Annotated in this window: 24 protein-coding genes; 9 read left to right on the top strand and 15 right to left on the bottom strand. The window is 50.6% G+C overall.

The features are described 5' to 3' along the window. Window positions 1-24: 24 nt before the first annotated feature. Window positions 25-1,014, bottom strand: coding sequence for a cell division protein ZipA (zipA, locus tag BSPA111_RS05440; protein ID WP_183270127.1), 990 nt, complete (start codon window positions 1,012-1,014; stop codon window positions 25-27). A gap of 231 nt (window positions 1,015-1,245) precedes the next feature. Between zipA and cysZ the strand changes: the two genes are divergently transcribed. From cysZ to crr, 5 genes are all read left to right on the top strand, one after another. Further along, window positions 1,246-2,007 (top strand): sulfate transporter CysZ, encoded by a 762-nt coding sequence (gene cysZ, locus BSPA111_RS05445; protein WP_183270128.1) that lies wholly within the window; start codon window positions 1,246-1,248, stop codon window positions 2,005-2,007. 151 nt (window positions 2,008-2,158) lie between these two features. Next, the gene (cysK, locus tag BSPA111_RS05450) at window positions 2,159-3,130 is read left to right on the top strand and encodes a cysteine synthase A (protein WP_183270129.1); all 972 of its coding nucleotides are present in this window, start codon (window positions 2,159-2,161) and stop codon (window positions 3,128-3,130) included. Between the two features lie 393 nt (window positions 3,131-3,523). Further along, the gene (gene ptsH, locus BSPA111_RS05455; RefSeq protein ID WP_034459025.1) at window positions 3,524-3,781 is read left to right on the top strand and encodes a phosphocarrier protein Hpr; all 258 of its coding nucleotides are present in this window, start codon (window positions 3,524-3,526) and stop codon (window positions 3,779-3,781) included. 46 nt (window positions 3,782-3,827) lie between these two features. Continuing rightward, window positions 3,828-5,555, top strand: coding sequence for a phosphoenolpyruvate-protein phosphotransferase PtsI (ptsI, locus tag BSPA111_RS05460; protein WP_183270130.1), 1,728 nt, complete (start codon window positions 3,828-3,830; stop codon window positions 5,553-5,555). Between the two features lie 40 nt (window positions 5,556-5,595). Next, entirely contained in the window at window positions 5,596-6,105 is a 510-nt protein-coding gene (crr, locus tag BSPA111_RS05465; RefSeq protein WP_034459029.1) for a PTS glucose transporter subunit IIA, read from the top strand. Window positions 6,106-6,165: 60 nt separating this feature from the next. On the opposite strand, the gene cysM is transcribed toward crr, so the two are convergent. From cysM to BSPA111_RS05510, 9 genes are all read right to left on the bottom strand, one after another. Beyond that, window positions 6,166-7,077, bottom strand: coding sequence for a cysteine synthase CysM (gene cysM, locus BSPA111_RS05470; RefSeq protein WP_183270131.1), 912 nt, complete (start codon window positions 7,075-7,077; stop codon window positions 6,166-6,168). A gap of 70 nt (window positions 7,078-7,147) precedes the next feature. After that, the gene (cysA, locus tag BSPA111_RS05475) at window positions 7,148-8,233 is read right to left on the bottom strand and encodes a sulfate/thiosulfate ABC transporter ATP-binding protein CysA (protein ID WP_183270132.1); all 1,086 of its coding nucleotides are present in this window, start codon (window positions 8,231-8,233) and stop codon (window positions 7,148-7,150) included. Continuing rightward, window positions 8,223-9,098, bottom strand: coding sequence for a sulfate/thiosulfate ABC transporter permease CysW (cysW, locus tag BSPA111_RS05480; protein ID WP_183270133.1), 876 nt, complete (start codon window positions 9,096-9,098; stop codon window positions 8,223-8,225). Before cysW ends, cysA begins: the two co-directional genes overlap by 11 nt. Continuing rightward, window positions 9,098-9,931 (bottom strand): sulfate/thiosulfate ABC transporter permease CysT, encoded by an 834-nt coding sequence (cysT, locus tag BSPA111_RS05485; protein ID WP_183270134.1) that lies wholly within the window; start codon window positions 9,929-9,931, stop codon window positions 9,098-9,100. Before cysT ends, cysW begins: the two co-directional genes overlap by 1 nt. Beyond that, on the bottom strand, window positions 9,932-10,948 hold the full coding sequence (locus tag BSPA111_RS05490) for a sulfate ABC transporter substrate-binding protein (RefSeq protein WP_183270135.1): 1,017 nt from the start codon (window positions 10,946-10,948) through the stop codon (window positions 9,932-9,934). A 239-nt stretch (window positions 10,949-11,187) separates the two neighbouring features. Then, window positions 11,188-12,087, bottom strand: a complete 900-nt coding sequence (locus BSPA111_RS05495) for a Dyp-type peroxidase (RefSeq protein WP_183270136.1) — start codon at window positions 12,085-12,087, stop codon at window positions 11,188-11,190. A gap of 103 nt (window positions 12,088-12,190) precedes the next feature. Continuing rightward, on the bottom strand, window positions 12,191-12,766 hold the full coding sequence (locus BSPA111_RS05500; RefSeq protein ID WP_183270137.1) for an RpoE-regulated lipoprotein: 576 nt from the start codon (window positions 12,764-12,766) through the stop codon (window positions 12,191-12,193). 64 nt (window positions 12,767-12,830) lie between these two features. Beyond that, complete coding sequence (locus BSPA111_RS05505; protein ID WP_183270138.1) at window positions 12,831-13,277, bottom strand: DUF2919 domain-containing protein; 447 nt, start codon at window positions 13,275-13,277, stop codon at window positions 12,831-12,833. Further along, entirely contained in the window at window positions 13,277-13,702 is a 426-nt protein-coding gene (locus tag BSPA111_RS05510; RefSeq protein ID WP_034497507.1) for a GNAT family acetyltransferase, read from the bottom strand. The genes BSPA111_RS05505 and BSPA111_RS05510 overlap by 1 nt, the downstream gene beginning before the upstream one ends. A gap of 206 nt (window positions 13,703-13,908) precedes the next feature. Here BSPA111_RS05510 and amiA point away from each other — a divergent pair, with 206 nt between their 5' ends. Both amiA and hemF read left to right on the top strand, forming a co-directional pair. Beyond that, complete coding sequence (amiA, locus tag BSPA111_RS05515; protein WP_183270139.1) at window positions 13,909-14,781, top strand: N-acetylmuramoyl-L-alanine amidase AmiA; 873 nt, start codon at window positions 13,909-13,911, stop codon at window positions 14,779-14,781. Window positions 14,782-14,786: 5 nt separating this feature from the next. Continuing rightward, on the top strand, window positions 14,787-15,692 hold the full coding sequence (hemF, locus tag BSPA111_RS05520; RefSeq protein ID WP_183270140.1) for an oxygen-dependent coproporphyrinogen oxidase: 906 nt from the start codon (window positions 14,787-14,789) through the stop codon (window positions 15,690-15,692). 140 nt (window positions 15,693-15,832) lie between these two features. Here hemF and maeB read toward each other — a convergent pair whose 3' ends face one another. Continuing rightward, window positions 15,833-18,112, bottom strand: a complete 2,280-nt coding sequence (gene maeB / locus BSPA111_RS05525) for an NADP-dependent oxaloacetate-decarboxylating malate dehydrogenase (RefSeq protein ID WP_183270141.1) — start codon at window positions 18,110-18,112, stop codon at window positions 15,833-15,835. A gap of 330 nt (window positions 18,113-18,442) precedes the next feature. Here maeB and tal point away from each other — a divergent pair, with 330 nt between their 5' ends. Together tal and tkt are read left to right on the top strand one after the other, a co-directional pair. After that, window positions 18,443-19,393, top strand: a complete 951-nt coding sequence (tal, locus tag BSPA111_RS05530) for a transaldolase (RefSeq protein WP_183270142.1) — start codon at window positions 18,443-18,445, stop codon at window positions 19,391-19,393. Between the two features lie 21 nt (window positions 19,394-19,414). Next, window positions 19,415-21,412: a transketolase gene (gene tkt / locus BSPA111_RS05535; RefSeq protein ID WP_183270143.1), complete on the top strand. Its 1,998-nt coding sequence runs from the start codon at window positions 19,415-19,417 to the stop codon at window positions 21,410-21,412. Window positions 21,413-21,558: 146 nt separating this feature from the next. On the opposite strand, the gene BSPA111_RS05540 is transcribed toward tkt, so the two are convergent. The 4 genes from BSPA111_RS05540 to napB all read right to left on the bottom strand — a co-directional run bounded on the left by BSPA111_RS05540 (window position 21,559) and on the right by napB (window position 24,781). Then, window positions 21,559-22,602, bottom strand: a complete 1,044-nt coding sequence (locus BSPA111_RS05540) for a DUF1176 domain-containing protein (RefSeq protein ID WP_183270144.1) — start codon at window positions 22,600-22,602, stop codon at window positions 21,559-21,561. A gap of 252 nt (window positions 22,603-22,854) precedes the next feature. After that, window positions 22,855-23,430 carry a GDP-mannose pyrophosphatase NudK gene (nudK, locus tag BSPA111_RS05545; RefSeq protein WP_183270145.1) on the bottom strand — a complete coding sequence of 192 codons (576 nt, stop codon included), beginning with the start codon at window positions 23,428-23,430 and terminating at the stop codon, window positions 22,855-22,857. Window positions 23,431-23,720: 290 nt separating this feature from the next. After that, window positions 23,721-24,323 (bottom strand): cytochrome c-type protein NapC, encoded by a 603-nt coding sequence (gene napC / locus BSPA111_RS05550; RefSeq protein WP_183270146.1) that lies wholly within the window; start codon window positions 24,321-24,323, stop codon window positions 23,721-23,723. Between the two features lie 8 nt (window positions 24,324-24,331). Further along, entirely contained in the window at window positions 24,332-24,781 is a 450-nt protein-coding gene (gene napB, locus BSPA111_RS05555) for a nitrate reductase cytochrome c-type subunit (protein WP_183270147.1), read from the bottom strand. Window positions 24,782-24,790 lie beyond the last annotated feature (9 nt).

The following is a 24,790-nucleotide window of genomic DNA, read 5'->3' on the forward strand; positions in this document are numbered from 1 at the left end:
GGGGAAACATGTTCAGGATGGATATCAAGCGTTGGCGTTTGCTTCTACCACTTCGCGGATGCGGTCCTGATATTCACGCATTTTCTGCGGCGTCATCATGCGGCGCTGGTCGTCCAGCACAACGCCTCCAACTTCATCAGCAATATGCTGAGCAGACTGTAGCATCAGCTTAAAGTTCTGCGCTGGGTCGCCATAAGATGGCACCTGCATGAAGATTGTCACGCCAGGCGTGGCAAAATTAGTCATGCTTTCAGGGTCAAACGAACCGGGTTTAACCATATTAGCGAGGCTAAACAGAACCGGGCCGCTACCATCAGGACTGAGGTGGCGGTGGAAAATGTTCATTTCGCCAAAGATAAAGCCAGCTTGCTGAATGCTGTTTAACAGCACATCACCGTTGATCATACTGCCAGCATGTGCCGAGACATTAAGCACAATCACCGTTTCTTTACGACGCGCCGCTGGTTCTGCTACCGGAGCCGGCTGAGCATCAGGCGCACGTTCTACATGCTGAGCAGGTTGAGCTGTCGGCTGTTGAATCGACTCTTGCGGTGCCACTGGCTGCGCAACAGGTTCTTGAACAACCGGTTGATGAACCACTGGCTGCACAGGCTGTTGAGGTGCTGGCTGGTGATATGTCGGCGCAACTGGCGTTTCCTGACGCGGCACGACCGGTTCAGGTTGACGCTGACGTGGCTCGGCAGAAGCATAAGGTGGCTCGTATTGATGTTGAGGCGCTTGCGGCTGACGAGGCATTTCTGGCTCGCGAGTCACTGTTTCCTGCGCAGGGGTCACCCGACGCACACGCACCTCACCAACTCCATCATCTTGTTCATCGTCAGCCTCGTCGTCATCCGACTCGTATTCGTCACGCTTAGACTTCATGCGTTTCAGTGGACGATCACGAAAAATGGATGAACGCTCCTTACGACTCGTCCACAGACCGTGAACCAGTAAGGCTATTATGGCGATCGCGCCAACAATGATTAATATCAGACGCAAATCCTGCATCATTATATTCTCTGTTGTTCTAACACCTTGCCACCGCGGCAAACATTTACTTACTAAGAGTATTTGCCCATCTGCTCAAGTGCAAGTCCGCACACGGTTTTCTCAGCATAAAGATGGACTGAAATCGACTTTTTGCTGTTTTTTCGACCATTTCCTAATAAGTTTTTCTCCTGGCAGTCAGTTATGATGGTTGTACATGTTAAAGCAAAGCCCAAAAAGGAGTTCGTTTAGATTATGGTTTCAGCATCAGGAGCCAAGCCACGCAGTGGCGTTTATTATTTTTCGCAGGGCTGGAAGCTGGTCCGTGAGCCAGGAATCAAACGTTTCGTGCTCATGCCACTGCTGGTCAATATTATTTTAATGGGTGGCGCATTCTGGTGGCTGTTTACCCGTCTGGATGTTTGGGTGCCCACCCTGCTGTCCTACGTGCCAGACTGGTTGCAGTGGTTAAGCTATTTAATCTGGCCGCTGGCGGTGATCTCTATTTTGTTGGTGTTTGGCTATTTATTTTCGACCATTGCCAACTGGATTGCAGCCCCATTTAATGGATTGCTGGCAGAACAGCTTGAAGCACGTCTGACTGGGGCGACGCCTCCTGATACCGGCATGTTAGGCATAATGAAGGATGTTCCGCGCATCATGAAACGCGAATGGCAAAAACTATCATGGTATTTGCCACGCGCGCTGGTGCTACTGGTGCTCTATTTCATTCCGGGCATCGGCCAAACGGTTGCACCCGTTTTATGGTTCTTATTTAGCGCCTGGATGCTGGCTATACAGTATTGCGACTATCCCTTTGATAACCATAAAGTCCCATTCAAAGATATGCGTATTTCGTTGCGCGAGAAGAAAGTCATTAACATGCAGTTTGGTTCCCTGGTCAGTCTGTTTACCCTGATCCCCTTCCTGAATCTGGTCATTATGCCGGTTGCCGTTTGTGGTGCGACCGCGATGTGGGTGGATTGCTACCGCCCAAAACACGCCATGTGGAAATAGACCACAGGAGCGGCTTATGCCGCTCCTTATTCCTTACTGCTCCTGCTTATTTCCCTTCTACATATAGATATGCGATTTCTTTACTTCCGCATAACTTCTAAGCAGGTATGCTGAAGAGGTTTCCCAAATTTCATACAGTTAAGGACGGGCTATGAGCAAGATCTATGAAGACAACTCTCTGACAATCGGTCATACGCCGTTGGTTCGTCTGAACCGCATCGGTAATGGACGCATCCTGGCGAAGGTAGAGTCCCGCAACCCGAGCTTTAGCGTCAAATGCCGTATCGGAGCCAATATGATTTGGGATGCCGAGAAACGCGGTGTGCTCAAGCCGGGTGTTGAGCTAGTTGAACCAACCAGCGGTAATACCGGTATCGCACTGGCTTATGTTGCCGCAGCGCGTGGCTACAAACTGACGCTGACCATGCCTGAAACCATGAGTATCGAACGCCGTAAACTCCTGAAAGCACTGGGTGCTAACCTGGTGTTGACTGAAGGCGCGAAAGGCATGAAAGGTGCGATTCAGAAAGCTGAAGAAATCGTTGCCAGCAACCCAGAAAAATTCCTTCTGTTACAGCAGTTCAGTAACCCAGCAAACCCAGAAATTCACGAAAAAACCACAGGCCCAGAGATCTGGGAAGATACCGACGGAGAAGTGGACGTATTCATTGCTGGTGTTGGCACAGGCGGTACGCTGACCGGTGTAAGCCGTTATATCAAAAATACTAAAGGCAAAACCGATCTTATCAGCGTCGCGGTGGAACCAACCGATTCTCCAGTTATTGCCCAGGCGATTGCAGGCGAAGAACTCAAACCAGGGCCGCACAAAATTCAGGGCATCGGCGCAGGTTTCATTCCTGGCAACCTCGATTTAAAACTGATCGACAGGGTTATCGCTATCACTAACGAGGAAGCTATCTCTACTGCACGTCGTCTGATGGAAGAAGAAGGCATTCTTGCGGGAATTTCATCCGGTGCTGCGGTGGCTGCTGCGTTAAAACTTCAGGAAGATGAAGCATTTACCAATAAAAATATTGTGGTTATACTGCCATCTTCCGGTGAGCGTTACCTGAGTACAGCGCTCTTTGCCGATCTTTTCACTGAAAAAGAACTGCAACAGTGATGCCAGGGTGGTAAATCTGTGTAAAAAAGCACCCAAATGGGTGCTTTTTTGTGGCATCCGTCAAACTTTTGGCTAACCTGGCATTGCGTCACTCAGCCAGGTCTGGTATCTATCCAGCAAATTATTTTGATGCGCGAAATTAATCGGAATGTGAGATACCTCTGCTGAATCGATTTATCGATTTGGTGCAAAATCAGATTTCACGGCATAATGGTTAATGACGAGCGAGCCGCGAAGCGCATGGCAGATGCCAAAGCACATTTCGTGGTTCCCGAAAGCATCTTGTGTCGCGTAGAGTTACTATTAACGCGCCGCTAACTATACAGGCTAAAGTTTTGCCACCAGGCTAGACTTTAGTTCCACAACACTAAACCTATAAGTTGGGGAAATACAATGTTCCAGCAAGAAGTTACCATCACCGCTCCAAACGGTCTGCATACCCGCCCTGCTGCTCAGTTTGTTAAAGAAGCTAAAGGCTTCACTTCTGAGATCACTGTGACCTCCAACGGCAAAAGCGCTAGCGCAAAAAGCCTGTTCAAACTGCAAACTCTGGGCCTGACTCAAGGTACCGTTGTGACCATCTCTGCTGAAGGCGAAGATGATCAAAAAGCAGTTGAGCATCTGGTAAAACTGATGGCTGAACTCGAATAAGTTCTCCGGGTTCTTGGTAAATATCAGTCACAAGTAAGGTAGGGTTATGATTTCAGGCATTGCAGCATCCCCGGGTATCGCTTTCGGCAAGGCACTTTTGCTGAAGGAAGATGAAATTGTCATCGACCGGAAGAAAATTTCTGCCGACAAAGTTGCGCAGGAAGTTGAACGTTTCTTAAGCGGGCGCGCTAAAGCGTCAGCACAGTTAGAAGCGATCAAAATTAAAGCTGGCGAGACCTTCGGTGAAGAAAAGGAAGCTATCTTCGAAGGCCACATCATGTTGCTGGAAGACGAAGAGCTTGAGCAGGAAATCATAGCCCTCATCACTGATAAATTAGTGACTGCTGACGCAGCAGCTCACGAAATTATCGAAGGCCAAGCTATCGCGCTAGAAGAGTTAGACGATGAATATCTGAAAGAACGTGCGGCTGACGTACGTGACATCGGTAAGCGTCTGCTGCGTAATATTCTTGGTCTGGCAATTATCGACCTTAGCGCTATTCAGGACGAAGTTATCCTGGTCGCTAAAGATTTGACGCCGTCAGAAACCGCACAGCTTAACCTGCAAAAGGTTCTGGGTTTCATCACCGATATCGGTGGCCGTACTTCCCATACCTCCATCATGGCGCGTTCTCTTGAATTGCCAGCGATCGTCGGTACCGGTAGCGTGACCACTCAGGTGAACACTGGCGATTATCTGATCCTCGATGCGGTTAACAATAAAGTTTACGTTAACCCAACCAACGATGAGATCGAAGCCCTGCGCGCTGTACAGCAACAGGTTGCTTCTGAGAAAGCTGAACTGGCAAAACTGAAAGATCTGCCAGCAATCACTCTCGATGGTCATCAGGTAGAAGTTTGCGCAAACATCGGTACTGTTCGTGATATCGACGGTGCAGAGCGCAATGGTGCAGAAGGTGTCGGTCTGTACCGTACAGAATTCCTGTTCATGGATCGTGATTCACTGCCAACTGAAGATGAGCAGTTCGCGGCGTACAAAGCGGTTGCTGAAGCCTGTGGCTCGCAAGCCGTTATCGTACGTACCATGGATATCGGTGGCGACAAAGAGCTGCCGTACATGAACTTCCCGAAAGAAGAGAACCCGTTCCTGGGCTGGCGTGCAGTTCGTATCGCCATGGATCGTAAAGAGATCTTGCACGCTCAGGTACGCGCTATTCTGCGTGCATCCGCTTTCGGTAAATTACGTATCATGTTCCCAATGATTATCTCTGTTGAAGAAGTGCGTGCACTGAAAGCTGAGATCGAAATCATGAAGGCGCAGTTGCGTGAAGAAGGTAAAGCGTTTGACGAAACTATCGAAGTTGGCGTGATGGTTGAGACTCCGGCTGCGGCCACGATTGCTCGCCACCTGGCTAAAGAAGTCGACTTCTTCAGTATCGGTACCAATGATCTGACGCAGTACACCCTGGCAGTTGACCGTGGTAATGATATGATTTCACATCTTTACCAGCCAATGTCACCGTCCGTACTGACTCTGATTAAGCAAGTTATTGATGCTTCTCATGCAGAAGGTAAATGGACCGGTATGTGTGGTGAGCTTGCAGGCGACGAACGTGCTACACTTCTGTTGCTGGGTATGGGTCTGGACGAATTTAGTATGAGTGCCATTTCTATCCCGCGCATTAAGAAGATTATTCGTAACACGAACTTCGAAGATGCGAAGGTGTTAGCAGAGCAAGCTCTTGCTCAACCGACAACGGACGAGTTAATGACGCTGGTTAACAAGTTCATTGAAGAAAAAACAATCTGCTAATCCACCGGATGCGGCCCAATTTACTGCTTAGGAGAAGATCATGGGTTTGTTTGATAAACTGAAATCTCTGGTTTCTGATGATAAAAAAGACACCGGAACCATTGAGATTGTTGCCCCACTTTCTGGCGAAATCGTCAATATTGAAGATGTTCCAGATGTGGTGTTCGCCGAGAAGATCGTTGGTGATGGCATTGCAATTAAACCGACTGGCAACAAAATGGTTGCTCCGGTTGACGGCACCATTGGTAAAATCTTCGAAACTAACCATGCTTTCTCTATCGAATCTGATAGCGGCATTGAGCTGTTCGTTCACTTCGGTATCGACACTGTTGAACTGAAAGGCGAAGGCTTCAAACGCATCGCTGAAGAAGGCCAACGTGTTAAGAAAGGCGACGTCGTTATCGAGTTCGATTTGGCCCTGCTGGAAGAGAAAGCGAAGTCTACCCTGACTCCGGTTGTTATCTCCAACATGGACGAAATCAAAGAGCTGATCAAACTGACTGGTAGCGTGACTGTGGGCGAAACCCCGGTAATCCGCATCAAGAAGTAAGATATCCGCATAATAGAAAACGGCACCCTTGTGGTGCCGTTTTTGTTTGTTCCTGAAGCCTTAAATACCTGAGCCTTGCGAATAGCTTTCCTCGCCAAAGACACCGGTCGATAAATAGCGATCGCCACGATCACAGATGATGGCAACCACTACCGAACCCGGATTTGCTTGCGCGACGCGTAATGCACCAGCCACTGCACCACCTGAACTCACGCCGCAGAAAATACCCTCTTCACGCGCCAGACGACGCATGGCTCTCTCGGCTTCGACTTGTGACATATCCATCACTTCATCAACCAGATTCGGATTGAAAATCTTCGGCAACCACTCTTCAGGCCAGCGACGAATACCTGGAATACTAATGCCGTCTTCGGGCTGTAGCCCAACAATTGTGACTTGTTTTTCTTGTTCACGCATAAACTGGCTTACACCTGTTACCGTTCCGGTGGTTCCCATGCTTGAAACAAAGTGCGTGATTCGCCCCTGCGTCTGCTGCCAGATTTCAGGGCCGGTGGTGCTGTAGTGTGCGTACGGATTATCAGGATTATTAAACTGGTCGAGAACTTTGCCCTCACCGCGTTCGTCCATCAAACGCGCCATTTCACGCGCGCCTTCCATACCCTGCTCTTTGGTCACCAGAATCAATTCAGCGCCATAAGCTTGCATCGCGGCTTTGCGTTCCATGCTCATGTTGTCCGGCATCAACAGCTTCATGCGGTAGCCTTTCAGCGCCGCAATCATCGCCAGCGCAATTCCAGTATTCCCGCTCGTCGCTTCGATAAGCGTATCTCCGGGTGAAATTTCGCCGCGCGCTTCTGCCCGCACAATCATAGAAAGTGCCGCGCGATCTTTTACCGAGCCTGCAGGATTATTCCCTTCAAGCTTTACCCAAATCTCACTGCCATTTTTGAGTCCAGTGCGCTGCAATTTAACCAGAGGCGTATTGCCAATCGTGCATTCTAAGGTGTTCACTTAGCTTTCCAGATATAAGAAAAGCGGCCACGTGGGCCGCCTTTGCGTGTCGTGTTGTTGGGTAAAGTTATCAGGCAGTCTGCGCGAGGTCTACACCTTGAATACGGTTATTACCGTCATACAAGCGTGCATGTTGGAGGCCAACAAACAGACGTTCACCGCGCACAGGCACATGATCTTCACGCAGAACAACGGTTAACGGTTCGTCGTACCAGCCAAGCGGCTGAACAACCAATTGCATGTAATGACCACGCGGGCTGATTTCCAGCACCTGCACAGGCAGCGGGGAATCCAGATTGGTACGGCGGCTGACATCCACTTCCCACGGGCGCAGGAATAAATCTACCGCGCCCTGATAAGCAGGCGTGAAGCCAAGCGGCCAGCGGTGCGCCCCAACATGGAACTGGCTACCGCGTATCGTCCCTTTCATACGGTTAACTTCGCCGAGGAATTCCAGCACGAAACGCGTCGCAGGTTCACGCCAAACGGCTTCAGGCGTATCAACCTGTTCGATATTCCCCTGGCTCATGACCACCACGCGATCTGCGACTTCCATCGCTTCTTCCTGATCGTGAGTCACAAACACGCTGGTGAATTTCAACTCTTCGTGTAACTGACGCAGCCAGCGACGCAGTTCTTTACGGACTTGTGCATCCAGAGCACCGAACGGCTCATCAAGCAACAGGATTTGAGGTTCAACCGCCAATGCACGCGCCAGCGCCACACGCTGCTTTTGCCCGCCTGACAACTGCGCCGGGAAACGGTCAGCCAGATGCGCTAACTGCACCATCTCCAGCAGACGGGTGACTTTCTGTTTGATAACCGCGGCAGAAGGACGTTCGCGGCGTGGCAAAACGGTCAGCCCAAAGGCGATGTTGTCGAATACCGTCATGTGGCGGAACAGCGCGTAGTGCTGGAAGACAAAACCTACTTTGCGGTCACGGGCGTGAATCCGGCTTACGTCGGTGCCGTGGAAGCTAATACGCCCACTGTTCTGATGTTCAAGACCCGCAATAATGCGCAGCAACGTGGTTTTGCCTGAGCCGGATGGCCCCAACAACGCCACCATTTGACCAGAAGGGATATCCAGAGAGATATCGTTCAGCACCTGGGTGCGACCAAAAGATTTCTTAATATTGGTAATATCAATGCTCATGATTTCCCTCCTGTTGCAGACGTTTTTCCTGACTATTCAGGCGCCACTGCAACGCACTCTTTAAGAACAACGTAACGATTGCCATCAGGGTCAATAACGCGGCAGCAGTAAAGGAGCCGACGGTGTTGTAATCCTGCTGAAGCAATTCAATCTGTAGCGGCAGTGAGAAAGTCTCACCACGAATAGACCCGGACACCACGGACACCGCACCAAACTCGCCGATAGCACGGGCATTGGTTAAAACCACGCCGTAAAGCAGCGCCCAGCGAATATTCGGTAACGTGACACGTCTGAACATCTGCCAGCCCGAAGCCCCCAGCAGAATCGCGGCTTCGTCTTCCTGGCTACCCTGACTTAACATCACCGGTACCAGCTCACGAACCACAAATGGGCAGGTAACAAAAATCGTGACCAGTACCATGCCCGGCCAGGCGAACATAATCTGGATATTATGCGCATCCATAAAGCTTGCGAACGGACCATTTGAACCGTAGAACAGCAGGTAAACCAGGCCCGCAACGACCGGTGAAACCGCAAACGGAATATCCAGAAGCGTCAACAGCAGTTGGCGGCCTGGAAAATCAAAGCGAGTGACAAGCCAGGCGAGCAAAATACCGAATACCAGGTTCACCGGTACGGTAATCAGCGCAATCATCACCGTCAGCCAGATGGCGTGCAGCATATCCGGGTCGACAATATTCTGTAGCGCAGGCATCAACCCTTTTGAGAAGGCCTGGACAAAGATAGAGGCAACCGGCACTACCAGCAGCAAAAACGAAATCAACACGCCGAGGCTAATGAGGATCCATTTACCCCAGTTAAAACCGGTGCGCCGATAGCTTTTCAATTCAGTTACGTCTGTCATCAGTGACCTACCACGCGCCGACCAAAGCGACTTTGCAACGTGTTAATGGTGAACAGCAGCAGCAGTGAAGCCGCGAGAATAACCGAGGCAATTGCGCTGGCTGCCGGATAATCGAACTCCTGCAAACGCACGAAAATCATCAGCGACGTCACTTCGGTTTTCCAGGCGATGTTACCGGCGATAAAAATTACCGCACCGAATTCACCCAGGCTACGCGTAAACGACAGCGCCACACCTGCCATCAGCGCAGGAGAAAGCTCCGGTAAAATCACGCGACGGAAGCTTTGCCAGCGCGTCGCACCCAACGTTTCAGCGGCTTCTTCATATTCCGGCCCTAACTCTTCCAGCACAGGCTGAATGGTTCGCACCACAAACGGGATGCTGGTGAATGCCATCGCAACGGCGATCCCCAACCAGGTGTAAGTCACCTTGATACCAAACTGCGCAAGCCACTCGCCGTACCAACCGTTTACTGAAAAAAGCCCTGCGAGCGTTAAACCAGCCACCGCAGTGGGTAACGCAAACGGCAAATCCATTAATGCATCAAGCAGGCTGCGACCCGGGAACTGGTAACGGGTCAGGATCCATGCCATCAACATGCCAAAGAAACCGTTGAAGACAGATGCCACCCCCGCAGACAACAGCGTCACTTTATACGCTGCGACAACCTGCGGATTGGTGATCACTTCCCAATACTGAGCCAGCGTCATTTCGGAAAGTTGCATCACTAACGCGCTCAGGGGCAGAAGCAAAATCAGGCAAACAAACAGCAAACTGGTGCCAAGGCTTAACGTGAAGCCTGGCAACACCCGTTTGGAGGAAACCGCTAACATTTACTTATGCCCCGCCGCAACCAGCTTGTCGAACTCACCACCGCTCGCAAAATGAGTCTTCATCACTTCAGGCCAGCCACCAAACTCATCTTCCACGCGGAACAATTCGGTCTGCGGGAATTTATCTTTCAGCTTTTCCATCACTTGCGGGTTGTTCACGCGGTAGTAATAGTCAGTGATGATGGTCTGTGCCGCTGGGCTATACAGGAAATTGAGATACTCTTTTGCCGCTTTCTCTGTGCCGTTGGCTTTGACGTTCTTATCCACCCACGCCACCGGGAACTCAGCCAGCACATTGACCTTCGGAACAATCACTTCGTAGCCGTCTTTTTCGTATTGCTTACGAATGTTGTTCACTTCAGATTCAAAACTAATCAGTACGTCGCCCAAATTGCGTTCTACAAATGTCGTGGTTGCACCACGGCCACCGGTATCGAAGACTTCAACGTTTTTCAGGAACTGCGTCATAAACTGTTCGGTTTTAGCTTTATCGCCACCGTCAGCTTTGTTTGCTGCACCCCATGCGCCCAAATATGTGTAACGTGCGTTACCTGAAGTTTTTGGATTTGGGAAAATGAGCTTCACATCCGGGCGAACTAAGTCACTCCAGTCGTGAATATTTTTCGGGTTACCTTTGCGCACCAGGAAAGCCATGGTGGAATAGAAAGGTGAACTATTATTTGGCAAACGTGCCTGCCAGTCGCCTGGAATCAGGTTGCCTTTGTCATGCAGGATCTGCACATCTGAAACCTGGTTATAAGTTACAACGTCTGCTTTTAAACCCTGCAAAATAGCCAACGCTTGTTTTGATGACCCGGCATGAGATTGTTTAATCTCCAGCTTGTCACCGCTATTTTCCTGATCCCATTGCTTTTGAAAAGCAGGGTTCAATGCGGCAAACAGCTCACGAGACACATCATAAGAGCTGTTCAGCAGTTCTGTAGCATGAGCCGAACCTGCCAATAACGCAGAAACAACAAGCGCACTCCATACTTTTTTCACTGACGTATTGGCCATTGGGCACCCTTATAAATGTGATCTGTAGGGCACCAGTGTATTTATAACAGGCAGTAAAGTTGTAACGGTTTTATATATCGTTTGGTGATTTGCAATAAGAAAGAAGTATAAGTATTTGCAGGGAGGGCGTTAGCGGCGAAGCCAGTCTGGTGACGGCCAGCGCGCAAAAACCGGAACGTACAAAAGTACGTGAGGATTTTGAGCACTGCCCGGTGCCAGAAAGGCGAGTAAGGTAGCCCTTACAAGGCCAACAATTTATCTAAGGAAGGTGCAAAATAGTAGCCGCCTGTAACCGGCTTAGTAAAACGCAACATGCCATCACGCTTACCGTCGGTTTCGCCAAACATACTCAGCAACTGCTGTTCGATGTTGTACAAACGGGAGCAGTAGGCAATGAAATAGAGGCCGTGCGTACCACTTGCGGTGCCATACGGCAGGCTCTGACGCACAATCTTCAAGCCTTTACCGTTCTCTTTGAGATCAACACGGCTCAGGTGCGACGTTTCCGGACGTTCGTCGCCATCAATTTCTTCATTGGCTTCTTTGGTGCGGCCAATGATCATTTCCTGATCGCTCACGCTCATGCGGTTAAGCTGCTTCAGATTGTGCTCCCAACGCTGCACTAAAACGTAGCTGCCACCGGCATCGACGCCTTCGTTGATCACGGCAACTTCACGACGCGTTGCTTCGCCCTGCGGGTTTTCAGTGCCATCAACAAAACCGCTCAGATCGCGTTCTTCAACCCAACGGAAACCGTGGATTTCTTCTTCAATTTTCAGGGTATCGCCGAATGCGGCGAGTGCAGCTTGCGCCACAGAGAAATTTACATCATGACGCAGGGACAGAATGTGGATCATCACATCATGCTGAGTGGCAGGTGCCAGACCTTTGCCTAATGGGGTGAAGTTTTTCAGCTCAGTAGCACCAACACCACCGCTTAAATCCCGCCACAGGTCATGGCCAAACGCCACGACTGCGCCTAAATGCGCGTCAGGGAATTTTTCCTGAAACGTTGTGAGTGACTGATTAAAGGTTTTGCAGCCCTGGCGAAGTGCATCAAAATCGCCCTGAAAACTCGCTTCCAGCCAAACGGCGGCGCGGCAATGTTCCGGCAGAATGCCAGATTGAACATTAGACATGAATCCTCCTAAAAAAACACGCCACTCTACGTGGCGTTTATTCCCTTATGATAACCAAATACGGTTGCACCTTCTTGAGAAGACGCAAACCTGGAACGAATTTTTATCGACGCCAGATAATTTTGCTGATCTTCCAATTCTTGAGTGTGTCGTCAGACGGCATCAACTCCTGCGCACCATGCCATTCACCGCTAAACAGGTAACTAATATGCTGGCTGTTTGGTGCCTTGCACTCTACACCGTCGCTGTCGTCACCGGTGGCTTTAACGCATGAACCAAACGCTTTGTCATACAGGGAGCTAAACGTCGTGCCAATTTTAACGCCGCTATCGGTTTCAATATCGCTGTCCATGACATCGACACGGCTAACCGTACCTTTTTCACCGTTCACCACAACCTTCACCGTGTTGTCCGTCATGGCCTCAAAGAAGCGTACAATTTCGCCGTTATCGGTTTTCATACCGCTGCGCAGACGGTAGTTATCATTTAAAGCGCTGCTGACGGCTTTTTCATCCATTGGCGTGCTGGCTGTTATCTCACCTACACCCTGCTCGCTCACTTCAAGCGACGAACCGAACCAGTTCAATGGATTTGCCGCAGACCAGTTGATCGAAGACAGCGTCGAACAACCGCTTAAAACCAGTGGCAACCCTAATAACATCAGGCGCAGTGTTTTCATCAAAAATTCCTTTATTAAGCATGGGTACGCGCTTTGGAGTGCAAACTTTCCCAAAAGTGCCAGGTTATTCGTGGCTAAGCGTGAAGTAATCGCGTAAACGGCGGCTGCGACACAACCACCACAAGGCAAAAATATCGGCTATCAACAGCGATAATGTTACGCCGGTTAACGCTTCGCCCTGCCATAACAGCAGCAACTGCCAGGCCAAAACGACGCCTTGCGCGGCAACGAGTACCCAGCGCCACATTGCCCATAAACGAGGGTGTAAATGACGACGGCCACTCATCATAAATGCCAGTGCTGCGGGAATACCAGGCAGTAATCCAAACCAAAAAGTATCGCGGTCAGGATAGAAGGCACCGAGAATAGCATCCCCTTGCTGGCGAGACGCCGCCGCCAGCACTAACACAAACCAGGTTCGCGCCTGCAACAGAAGGATGCACCAGAACAAAAGAGGTGTTTTCAGATTACCGTGAGTATCGTAATCCGATGGTGGATACAAATAAGGCATTAATATTCTTGGTCTTCAATCAAGCGCTTGCCGAGCAGCACGACATCTTGCTGTTCATATTCAAGGCGTTCATACATGCCAATCACCAGGTCGTTTTCTTCACGCACCATGATATGAATTTTGGGGCAGCCGCGCGCGATAAGCTTTTTCTCCAGTCGGCTTAACAGTGCGTTGGCGATGCCTCGACCGCGGTATTCCGGGTGAACGCCAAGGTAATAAGCTGAACCACGGTGCCCGTCATAGCCGCCCATGAGTGAGCCCACCACTTCGCCGCCTACTTCAGCAACTAAGAACAGATCCGCGTCATGATTGAGTTTACGTTCAATATCCATTTCAGGATCGTTCCATGGACGCAGTAAGTCGCAACGCTCCCAAAGCGTAATGACTTCTTCAAAATCATCCTGGCGAAAAACACGTATTTCCATGGTATTAGCCACCTGAAAGTGTAAAAACAGTAATTATGAGGGTAAGTGACCATTTCGCCAATAACCAGCGAAAAAATGGCATACTACCCACTCATTCATTTTCTGAAATGAAAAGAGTGTCATTTCAGAAAAATGCTTGTCGTTTACCCTTTGCCGATACGCTATAAATGCCTATCTGCAATTCTAAAGATAAAAATATTAGCCGCATGAGCAAAATTAAATCACTGACGCATTTAACGACCCGCCGCCAGTTACTGCTTACTGGATTGGCTGCCTTAACGTTAACGGGTGTAAACAAGGCTTTGGCCAGCTCGGAGACTAAACCACTCAAAACGACCACTAATCACAGCAAACCGACCAAAAAATCGGGTGCTCGTCGGGTGGTGATGATCGACCCAGGTCATGGCGGTATTGATACCGGTGCAATTGGGCACAATGGCTCGAAAGAGAAACACGTTGTGCTGGCTATCGCCAAAAACGTACGCAACATATTAAAAAGCAAAGGAATAGAGGCCAAACTCACACGCACCAGTGACGAGTTTATCCCCCTGTACGATCGCGTAGAAATCGCCCATAAACATGGCGCCGATCTGTTTATGTCGATTCATGCCGATGGCTTTACCAGCCCTACGGCTGCCGGTGCGTCGGTGTTTGCCCTTTCCAATCGCGGCGCCAGTAGTGCAATGGCGAAGTATCTTTCTGATAAAGAAAACGCCGCCGATGACGTTGCTGGCAGCAAGGTCAAACATAAAGATCAGTACCTACAACAGGTTCTGTTCGATTTGGTGCAAACCGATACCATCAAAAACAGCCTGACGCTGGGCTCGCATATCCTCAAGCAGATCAAACCGGTGCATAAGCTCCACACCCGCAATACAGAACAGGCGGCATTTGTGGTGCTGAAATCACCGTCCATTCCTTCGGTGTTGGTCGAGACGTCGTTTATTACCAACCCTGGTGAAGAGAAGTTGCTGGGGACTACCGCGTTTCGCCAGAAAATCGCTAGTGCTATTGCCTCTGGTGTTATTAGCTACTTCAATTGGTTTGATAACCAAAAAGCTCACAGTAAGAAACGTTGAACCCTATGAACACGCCTGATATCCATGCCGTAAAACAGTTCCTCTTGCATTTACAAGACACGATCTGCCAGCAACTGAGTGCCGTTGACGGTGCCACGTTTGAAGAAGACAGCTGGCAGCGCGAAGGTGGCGGTGGTGGCCGCAGCCGGGTGTTACGTGGGGGAGCTATCTTTGAACAAGCAGGCGTGAATTTCTCTCATGTGCATGGCGATGCAATGCCCGCCTCAGCGACAGCACATCGTCCGGAACTTGCCGGTCGTAGCTTTGAAGCAATGGGCGTGTCATTAGTAGTGCATCCTCTCAATCCTTACGTGCCCACCAGCCACGCCAACGTGCGCTTTTTTATTGCTGAAAAACCGGGTTGTGAACCGGTGTGGTGGTTTGGCGGTGGTTTTGACCTGACGCCATTTTACGGTTTCGAAGAGGATGCTATTCACTGGCATAAAACGGCGCGCGATCTGTGCCAGCCATTTGGTGAAGATGTTTTCCCACGTTACAAAAAGTGGTGCGACGATTACTTCTTTATTAAGCATCGCAATGAGCAGCGCGGCATCGGTGGCTTGTTCTTCGACGACCTGAATACTCCAGATTTCGACCATTGCTTTAGCTTTATGCAGGCGGTGGGTAATGGTTATCTTGAAGCCTATTTGCCGATTGTCGAACGCCGTAAGGCTTTGCCTTGGGGTGAGCGTGAGCGCGATTTCCAGCTCTATCGTCGTGGTCGTTATGTCGAATTTAATCTGGTGTGGGATCGTGGCACGTTGTTCGGTTTGCAGACGGGCGGACGCACAGAGTCTATTTTAATGTCGATGCCGCCGTTGGTACGTTGGGAATATAGTTACCAGCCAGAAGAAGGCAGCCCTGAGGCTGCCTTGTATCGTGATTTTTTACCGGTGAAGGATTGGGTTTAAACTTTTTTCCCTCACCCTAACCCTCTCCCAAAGGGAGAGGGAATAGTTCAGTTCTTTCCCCCCTATCCCTAGTTCAGCTCTTTTCCCCCTCTCCCTGGGGAGAGGGCTGGGGTGAGGGGGAAGAGCTAAAGGAAAAAGAGTTAAAGCGGAATCGTCTGCGCTTCTACAACCGCCAACGCCACCATATTCACAATACGACGAACAGACGCAATCGGTGTTAACACATGTACCGGTTTCGCCACACCCATCAATACCGGCCCAACGGTAACCCCTTCCGAGCTGGAAACACGCAGTAAGTTGTAACTAATGCGCGCCGCTTCCACGTTCGGCATGATCAGGATATTTGCAGAACCTTTCAGTGGACTGTCTGGCATACGTTCGTTGCGAATACTTTCCACCAGCGCCGCATCACCATGCATTTCACCGTCGATTTCCAGATCAGGCGCACGTTCGCGAACCATCTCCAGGGTTTTACGCATTTTGCAGGCGGCTTTGGAATCGGAAGAACCGTAGTTGGAATGCGACAACAGCGCGACTTTTGGCTCGATACCAAAACGACGCACCGTTTCGGCGGCCAGCAGAGTGATTTCTGTCAGCTCTTCTGGTGACGGATCGTCATTCACGTAGGTATCAGCAATAAAGGTATTACCACTTGGCAGTAACAGCGCATTCATCGCCCCTGCGGCTTTCACCCCTTCGCGATAACCAAACAGTTTTTCCAACACGCTAAAGTGTTCGTGATACTCACCGATGGTGCCGCAAATCATGGCATCCGCTTCACCACGATGCACCATGATAGCGCCGATAATCGTGGTATTGCTGATCACCGCACGCTGCGCTTGTTCCTGCGTGATACCGCGGCGTTTCATGATGTTGTAGTACTCATTCCAGTACTCTTTGAAACGCGGATCGGATTCGTTATTGACGATTTCGAAGTCTACGCCGGCACGCATTTGCAGGCCCAGTTTCTTCAGGCGCATCTCGATAACGGCAGGACGACCAATCAGAATAGGCTTCGCGAGGCCCAGGGTGATCAGCTCCTGAGTCGCATGCAGCACACGCGCCTCTTCACCTTCGGTCAGAACCACACGTTTAGGATCTTTACGCGCCTGGGAGAAAATAGGCTTCATAAACAAGTTAGTTTTGTATACGAACTCGGTCAGCTTCTCGCGATAGGCGTCGAAGTCCTTAATTGGGCGTGTTGCAACACCGGTATCCATGGCCGCTTTCGCAACGGCAGGGGCGATTTGCACAATCAAACGTGGGTCGAAAGGTTTAGGAATCAGGTAATCAGGGCCGAAGGTCAGTTCTTCTTCGCCATAGGCAGAAGCCACCACATCGCTTTGCTCGGCATGAGCCAGTTCAGCAATAGCGTGAACCGCCGCCAGTTTCATCTCTTCGTTGATGGCCGTTGCGCCCACATCCAACGCGCCACGGAAGATGAACGGGAAGCACAGCACGTTGTTAACCTGGTTTGGAAAATCAGAACGTCCGGTACAGATAATGGCATCCGGGCGCACTTCTTTCGCCAACGGAGGTAGGATTTCAGGTTCTGGGTTCGCCAGCGCCAGAATCAGCGGCGAACGCGCCATTTTCTTGACCATCTCCTGGCTCATGGCTTTCGGGCCAGAACAACCGAGGAAGATGTCCGCACCTTCAATCACTTCATCAAGCGTGCGCTTACCGTTATCTTCCACCGCGTACGCCGCTTTGGTTTCCGCCATGTTTTCTTCACGGCCTTTGTAGATAACGCCTTTTGAGTCGCAGACCACGATGTTGTGTTTCTGGATACCCAGCTGTACCAGCAGGTTCATACAGGCGATTGCAGAAGCTCCCGCACCTGAAACCACCAGACGGACATCAGAAATATTTTTCTCAACCACGCGCAGGCCATTTAGCACCGCCGCAGTACAGATGATGGCAGTCCCGTGCTGATCGTCATGGAACACAGGAATATTCATGCGTTCGCGCAGTTTTTTCTCGATGTAGAAACACTCTGGAGCTTTGATATCTTCTAAGTTGATGCCGCCAAAGGTCGGTTCGAGTGCAGCAATAACGTCAATCAGCTTGTCCGGGTCCATTTCGTCGACTTCGATATCGAACACGTCAATACCGGCAAATTTCTTGAACAGAACGCCTTTACCTTCCATCACTGGCTTGCCTGCCAGCGCGCCGATATTACCCAGCCCAAGCACTGCGGTGCCGTTAGAAATCACACCAACAAGGTTGCCACGCGCGGTGTATTTGTAGGCTGCAAGAGGATCTTTTTCTATCTCAAGACAAGGTGCCGCAACACCCGGAGAGTAGGCCAATGCCAGGTCACGTTGAGTGGCGAGAGGCTTGGTTGGGGATACCTGAATTTTTCCGGGAATGGGGAATTCATGGAAATCGAGGGCACTTTGCTTCAGTTGTTCATCCATTTCTTCGTTCCTTTCTTATTACTCTCAAGGGTCAACAGGGTCTTGGTAAGGCCACGTAGTATCACGCTTGCGCGCGTTCTAAACTTTGAACATCGCCATACTATCAGCAACGTCTGGCAAAAATGTTAGGGAATCAGAGAGACTATGTTACCCGTCATTAACAACATTACCATGCCTATCTGCTATGCTTTTTAGTTATGCCAACGATGAATTTTCATCGCGAGCAACATGGAGCACTCAAGTAACCATTTGTATTTATACCCAAATAATTCAAGTTGCAGCCAACGCAACTGCAACTTGATGTATGACGGGTATATCAAGGAGATAGTCATGAGTCAGTTAGACGGTATCAAGAAATTCACTACAGTTGTCGCCGACAGCGGCGATATCGAATCTATTCGTCACTACCAACCCATCGATGCAACAACCAACCCCTCGTTATTACTGAAAGCGGCAGGTTTAGCGCATTACCAAACACTCATCGATGATGCCATTGCTTATGGCAAACAACGCGGCGGTAACCAGGAAGAGCAAGTTGCCCAAGCCTGCGACAAACTGGCCGTTAACTTTGGTGCTGAAATTCTGAAAAGCATTCCTGGACGCGTCTCGACGGAAGTAGACGCCCGCCTCTCTTTTGACAAAGAGAAAAGCATCGCGAAAGCCCGCCATTTGATTGCGCTGTATGAAGAACTTGGCATTGATAAGTCGAGAGTGCTTATCAAACTGGCCTCCACCTGGGAAGGTATTCGTGCCGCTGAACAGCTGCAAAAAGAAGGTATCGACTGCAACCTGACGCTCCTGTTCTCCTTTGCCCAGGCGCGCGCTTGTGCCGAAGCCGGTGTGTTCCTGATTTCACCGTTCGTTGGCCGTATCTACGACTGGTATCAGGCACGCAAACCGATGGACCCGTATGTCGTTGAAGAAGATCCGGGCGTCAAATCGGTGCGCAATATCTATGATTACTTTAAGCAGCATAATTACAGCACCATCGTGATGGGCGCGAGTTTCCGCCGCACTGAACAAATACTGGCGTTGGTGGGCTGCGACCGCCTGACAATTGCACCAAACCTGTTGCAGCAGCTTCAGGAAAGCGAAGAACCGGTAATACGTAAACTCATCCCAGGTTCGCAGGGGTTCCGCCGCCCTGAACCGATTAGCGAAGCAGAATTCCGCTGGGAACATAATCAGGACCCTATGGCGGTAGAAAAACTGGCTGAGGGCATTCGCCTGTTCGCCATTGATCAACGAAAACTGGAAGATTTACTCGCCGCCAAACTTTGAACGACAACCACGGAGTGAAACATGTCATCTCGTAAAGAGCTTGCTAATGCCATTCGTGCCCTGAGTATGGACGCGGTACAAAAAGCGAATTCAGGCCACCCTGGCGCACCGATGGGAATGGCAGATATTGCCGAAGTGTTATGGAACGACTTCCTGCACCATAACCCTACGAACCCCACATGGGCTGATCGGGACAGATTTGTTCTTTCCAACGGTCACGCCTCGATGCTGCTCTACAGCCTGTTGCATCTGAGCGGGTATGACTTACCGATGTCGGAGTTAAAAAACTTCCGCCAGCTTCACTCCAAAACCCCTGGTCATCCCGAAATGGGTTATACCCCTGGCGTGGAAACCACCACGGGGCCACTCGGCCAGGGGCTTGCCAATGCTGTCGGCATGGCCATTGCTGAACGCACACTTGGGGCGCAATTTAACCGCCCCAATCATGAAATTGTCGATCACTTTACCTATGTATTTATGGGTGACGGCTGCCTGATGGAAGGTATATCCCACGAGGCTTGTTCTCTTGCCGGCACGCTCGGTCTTGGCAAACTCATCGGCTTCTATGACCACAATGGCATCTCAATTGATGGTGAAACCGATGGCTGGTTTACCGACGATACCGCCAAACGCTTTGAGGCTTATCACTGGCATGTGGTGCATGAAATTGACGGCCACGACCCCGAAGCATTGAAAAAAGCGATTCAGGAAGCGCAAAGCGTCAAAGATAAACCGTCGCTAATTATTTGCCGCACCGTCATCGGTTTTGGCTCGCCAAATAAAGCCGGTAAAGAAGAGGCACACGGTGCTCCTCTTGGTGAGCAGGAAGTCGCACTCGCCCGCAAACAACTCGGCTGGAACTATCCGGCGTTTGAAATCCCGAAAGAGATTTATCACGCCTGGGATGCCAAAGAGAAAGGCGAGCAAGCCGAAGCGGTCTGGAATGATAAATTTGCCGCCTATGCGAAAGAGAATCCCGAACTTGCTGCTGAATTTACCCGCCGGATGCACGGTGAATTGCCCGAAGACTGGCAGGAAACCACGCAAAAATTCATTGAGAAATTGCAGGCTAATCCGGAAAAAATTGCGACTCGTAAAGCCTCGCAAAACGCGCTCAATGCCTATGGCCCAAGTTTGCCCGAATTGTTAGGCGGTTCTGCCGATTTGGCTCCGAGCAATCTGACCATCTGGAAAGAATCCAAATCCATTAAAGAGGACATCGCCGGGAATTACATTCACTACGGCGTGCGCGAATTCGGTATGACGGCTATTGCCAACGGGATTGCCCATCATGGCGGATTTGTTCCGTATACCGCCACATTCCTGATGTTTGTGGAATACGCGCGTAATGCGGCGCGTATGGCGGCATTAATGAAGGCCAGGCAAATCATGGTGTATACCCACGATTCGATTGGTCTTGGCGAAGATGGCCCTACGCATCAGGCGGTTGAACAACTGGCCAGCCTGCGCATGACCCCTAACTTCAGTACCTGGCGGCCTTGCGACCAGGTCGAAGCCGCAGTGGCATGGAAAACAGCAATCGAGCGCCATAACGGCCCTACGGCGCTGATTCTTTCACGCCAGAACCTCGCACAAATGGAACGCACTCCAGAACAAGTCAGTGCCATTAGTCGCGGGGGCTATATTCTCAAAGACAGTGACGGCACGCCGGATGTCATTCTGATCGCAACCGGGTCTGAGATGGAAATCACGGTACTGGCGGCGGATAAGCTCACAGCCGAAGGCCACAAAGTGCGCGTGGTTTCGCTGCCTTCCACTGATATTTTTGATGCGCAGGACGAAGCGTATCGGGAGTCTGTTTTGCCTTCAGATATTACCGCGCGCGTGGCAGTCGAAGCGAGTATTGCGGATTACTGGTACAAATATGTCGGCCTGAAAGGGGCGATTGTCGGCATGACGACTTACGGTGAATCAGCGCCCGCCGATAAGCTGTTCCCGTTCTTTGGCTTTACCACCGAGAATGTGGTAGCGAAAGCGAAGAAGGTTTTAGGGGTTTAGAAGATAAAACGAACGTCATAGCTGGCCTGGCGTTATCGTTGCAGCCAGTTTGGTCACGGACAGCGCGCAAGAACCGGAGCGTACACAAAGTACGTGAGGATTCTGAGCACTGCCCGGGGCCAGAATGGCAAATAAGATAGCCAGGATTACTTAGTCACCCATAACGTTGGCCACGACGCACTAGAATTCCACTCATCACAAGTCGGCTCTTCAGCATATCGCACCAGGCGAAAACGTTGCCCATCAAAACGCCAGCGTGTCGCGACGCCGCAATCCCCGATTCCGCGCCCTTTCGCAAGCGTGGTCAGTTCTTTATTGGTTTCATCGTATCCGGCGTTCATCAGTTCAAGTTCGGTGTTACCGCTTCCTGGCGTAAACGGCAGTTTCAGACGGATTTGCCGCGCCGCGAACGGCTTCTGGCGGGATACCACCCACGCGAGATCGACAATATTGTAAGCTCCTGCCTCACAGCCAATCATCAGCAGGGCTTTGTCGTCACTGAGGGCAAATACGCGGACTTCCCGGCGAGCGGGATCTAACGAACACTGGCTGCTGCTCATGCGCCAGGTGCCGTAATCCATCAAGTCGTTTAGTTCCTCTTGCGTCAGCGGCGTCGGTGTTGGGTTAGTCAGCTTAACGGCTTTCAGTGGGGGGGCTGGCGGTACACTAAGAGGGGGTTCATCGCCTTTTTTGACCCACGCAGTTTCACTGCCCACTCGCTGTTGCTGACTGTCAATAAACAGCAACGACGCTTTCAGTCCGCTGAGCGAGATATTTCCTTTCCCTTCTTTGAGGGTAATGGCACCCGCGTTGACGACTTTATCGAGAAAACCATTAATCGCATCGGCATCGCCGGTTTTGAGGTGATGGGGAGTGACCTGCCATTTTGTCAGATCCAACATCAGCGGTTCGCCATCGACCAACAGATGTGGAGCAATCGGCGGCGCTTTCATGTCAGTGGCGGTCATGTTGCCTAAATCAATTCTCAATGACGCATCGGTATGCGCACCGGCGCTACGAGTCAGCGTCATGACAAGGCCTTGATGCAGCCCAGTGTTACGGGCCGAACAAAAATTTTGGTTATTGCAGGTAACTTGCCAGTCAGAAAACGATTTTTGTGCCGCTGCCGCGAAAGCGGAGTTCGCTATAAAGAATAAAAAGAGAAACAGCGATTCTTTGCGCAGAAGCATTGGCGACACATATCCTGAGAAGACGAAGAGAAAAAATGTACGAAATGTGGCGATATCTTCGTCTGGTTAAGGTTTGCACTCAATCGGAATTGTCGGATACCCTTCATACTTCAAGTTGTGGGGGCGTTGGCTGCACTCACTCACCCCAGTCACTTACTCAAGTAAGCTCCTGGGGACTCCTGAGCTTGCCGCCTACCCACAACTCGAATTATCTTGGGTATAATAAACATAACCAATTGAATATAAATGACTCTATGACATAAACCCGCGTAGCTGTAGTTGCTGTAACAGAATGACCGTTTTTCCATCACGAATTTCCCCCTTTGCTACCATTTCCATCACCTGCCTGAAAGGTAACTCGAGCACATCGATATCTTCATCATCAATCCCGCCACCCGCGTTATCGCGTTGAGCGTCACTGTATTCCGCCATATAGAAATGAATGAGCTCGGTGACACCGCCCGGCGACATATACAGCTCGAATAATTTTTCGACGTCCCCAACTTCGTAACCTGTTTCTTCAATCGCTTCTTTACGCGCGCAAATTTCTGGCTCATCCGCATCCAACAGTCCGGCACAGGCTTCAATCAACATACCGTCGGCATTACCGTTGACCCACGTCGCAACCCGGAACTGGCGCGTCAGCACTACGGTTTGTTTCTCACGGTTATAGAGCAGGATCGTGGCACCGTTACCCCGGTCATACACTTCTCGTTTATGACGGATAGCTTCGGCTTCGTTACGGTATAAATCGTAGGTGATATTACGCAGGATGAAGTAGTTATCTGAGAGGATTTTATCTTTGATGACTTCAATTTTGACCGACATACCGTCTCCACAGTGAGTTAGGGGAGTCGGTAATCATAGGCGTGCAGGTTGTTTTTGTCGCGAATTTTTGCGACTGATGCCCTTTGCCCTCACCCCGGCCCTCTCCCACAGGGAGAGGGGGAAAGGCAGGGAGAAAACAGTCTCTTCACCCTCAGCAGGCTCCGACCAGCTCCCTTCTCCCTCAGGAAGAGGGGGAAAGGCAGGGAGAAAACAGTCTCTTCACCCTCAACAGGCTCCGGTCTGATCCCTTCTCCCTCAGGGAGAAGGTTAGGATGAGGGTGGTTTAACGGTCAGAAACCGTTCTTCACTTCGCTCATATCCGGCAACTTATGCGCAATCCCCTTATGGCAATCCACACAGGTTTGCCCGTCTTTGACCGCTTTATCATGCATTTTTGCCGCGACGGTTTTCTGGGCGGTAAAATCCATGTAATCAAAGTTATGGCAATTCCGACACTCTTGCGAGTTGTTGTTTTTCATCCTGCGCCACTCGTTTTGCGCCATCTCAAGTCGATGGTCATTAAACTTTTGTGGCGTATCGATGATGCCAAACGCTTTGGCATACAACTCTTTACTGGCCTGAATTTTACGTACCATTTTCGGTACCCATTCATGCGGAACGTGGCAATCCGGGCAGGTGGCACGCACGCCGCTACGGTTGTTGTAATGCACGGTCTGCATATACTCCTCGTAGACATTGGCGCGCATTTCATGACAGCCGATACAAAATTCCTCGCGGTTAGTCATCTCCATGCCGGTGTTAAAACCGCCCCAGAAAATAATCCCACCAGCGAAGCCAATCAGCAGTAACGTGCCCAGCGCCAGACGGCTTGGGCGACGCCACCACTGCCATATACGTCGGATGATGCCTGGTTTACGGGTTGATTTATCCATAATGGCCTCTAGTTTCCAAAGCCTTTAGACGGCGTGAATGTGTTCTCGACAATCGGAGCCGCATCGGTTTGAGGAACATGGCATTGCAGGCAGAAATAGCGGCGCGGTGCGACGTTGGAAAGCACTTTGCCATCACTATCCATAAAGTGCGTCGGGCTTACGCGCGGCGCGCCTGTTGTGCGGTAATGTTCAACGCCGTGGCATTGCAGACAACGGTTGGTATTTTTGCTCACCTGGTAACCGTCGACACTGTGCGGGACAAGTGGCGGCTGGTTAACATAGTTCAGCGCCATACGCCCCTGCTGTTTCGGCATATGTACCGAGCCTTCCGGCGTGCCAGACACTTCAGGAGACTGCGTCAGATCAGCACCGCTCGTGGCCCACAACGCCCCACTCACCAGCAGCGTAAACGCCGCTATCCATTGAAAGAATGTCTTGGTCAGGATGGTTTTTTTCATGATGTTATC

Origin of the sequence: Buttiauxella sp. A111, assembly GCF_014189855.1 — a bacterium.
In the GTDB taxonomy this organism is placed as follows: domain Bacteria; phylum Pseudomonadota; class Gammaproteobacteria; order Enterobacterales; family Enterobacteriaceae; genus Buttiauxella; species Buttiauxella selenatireducens.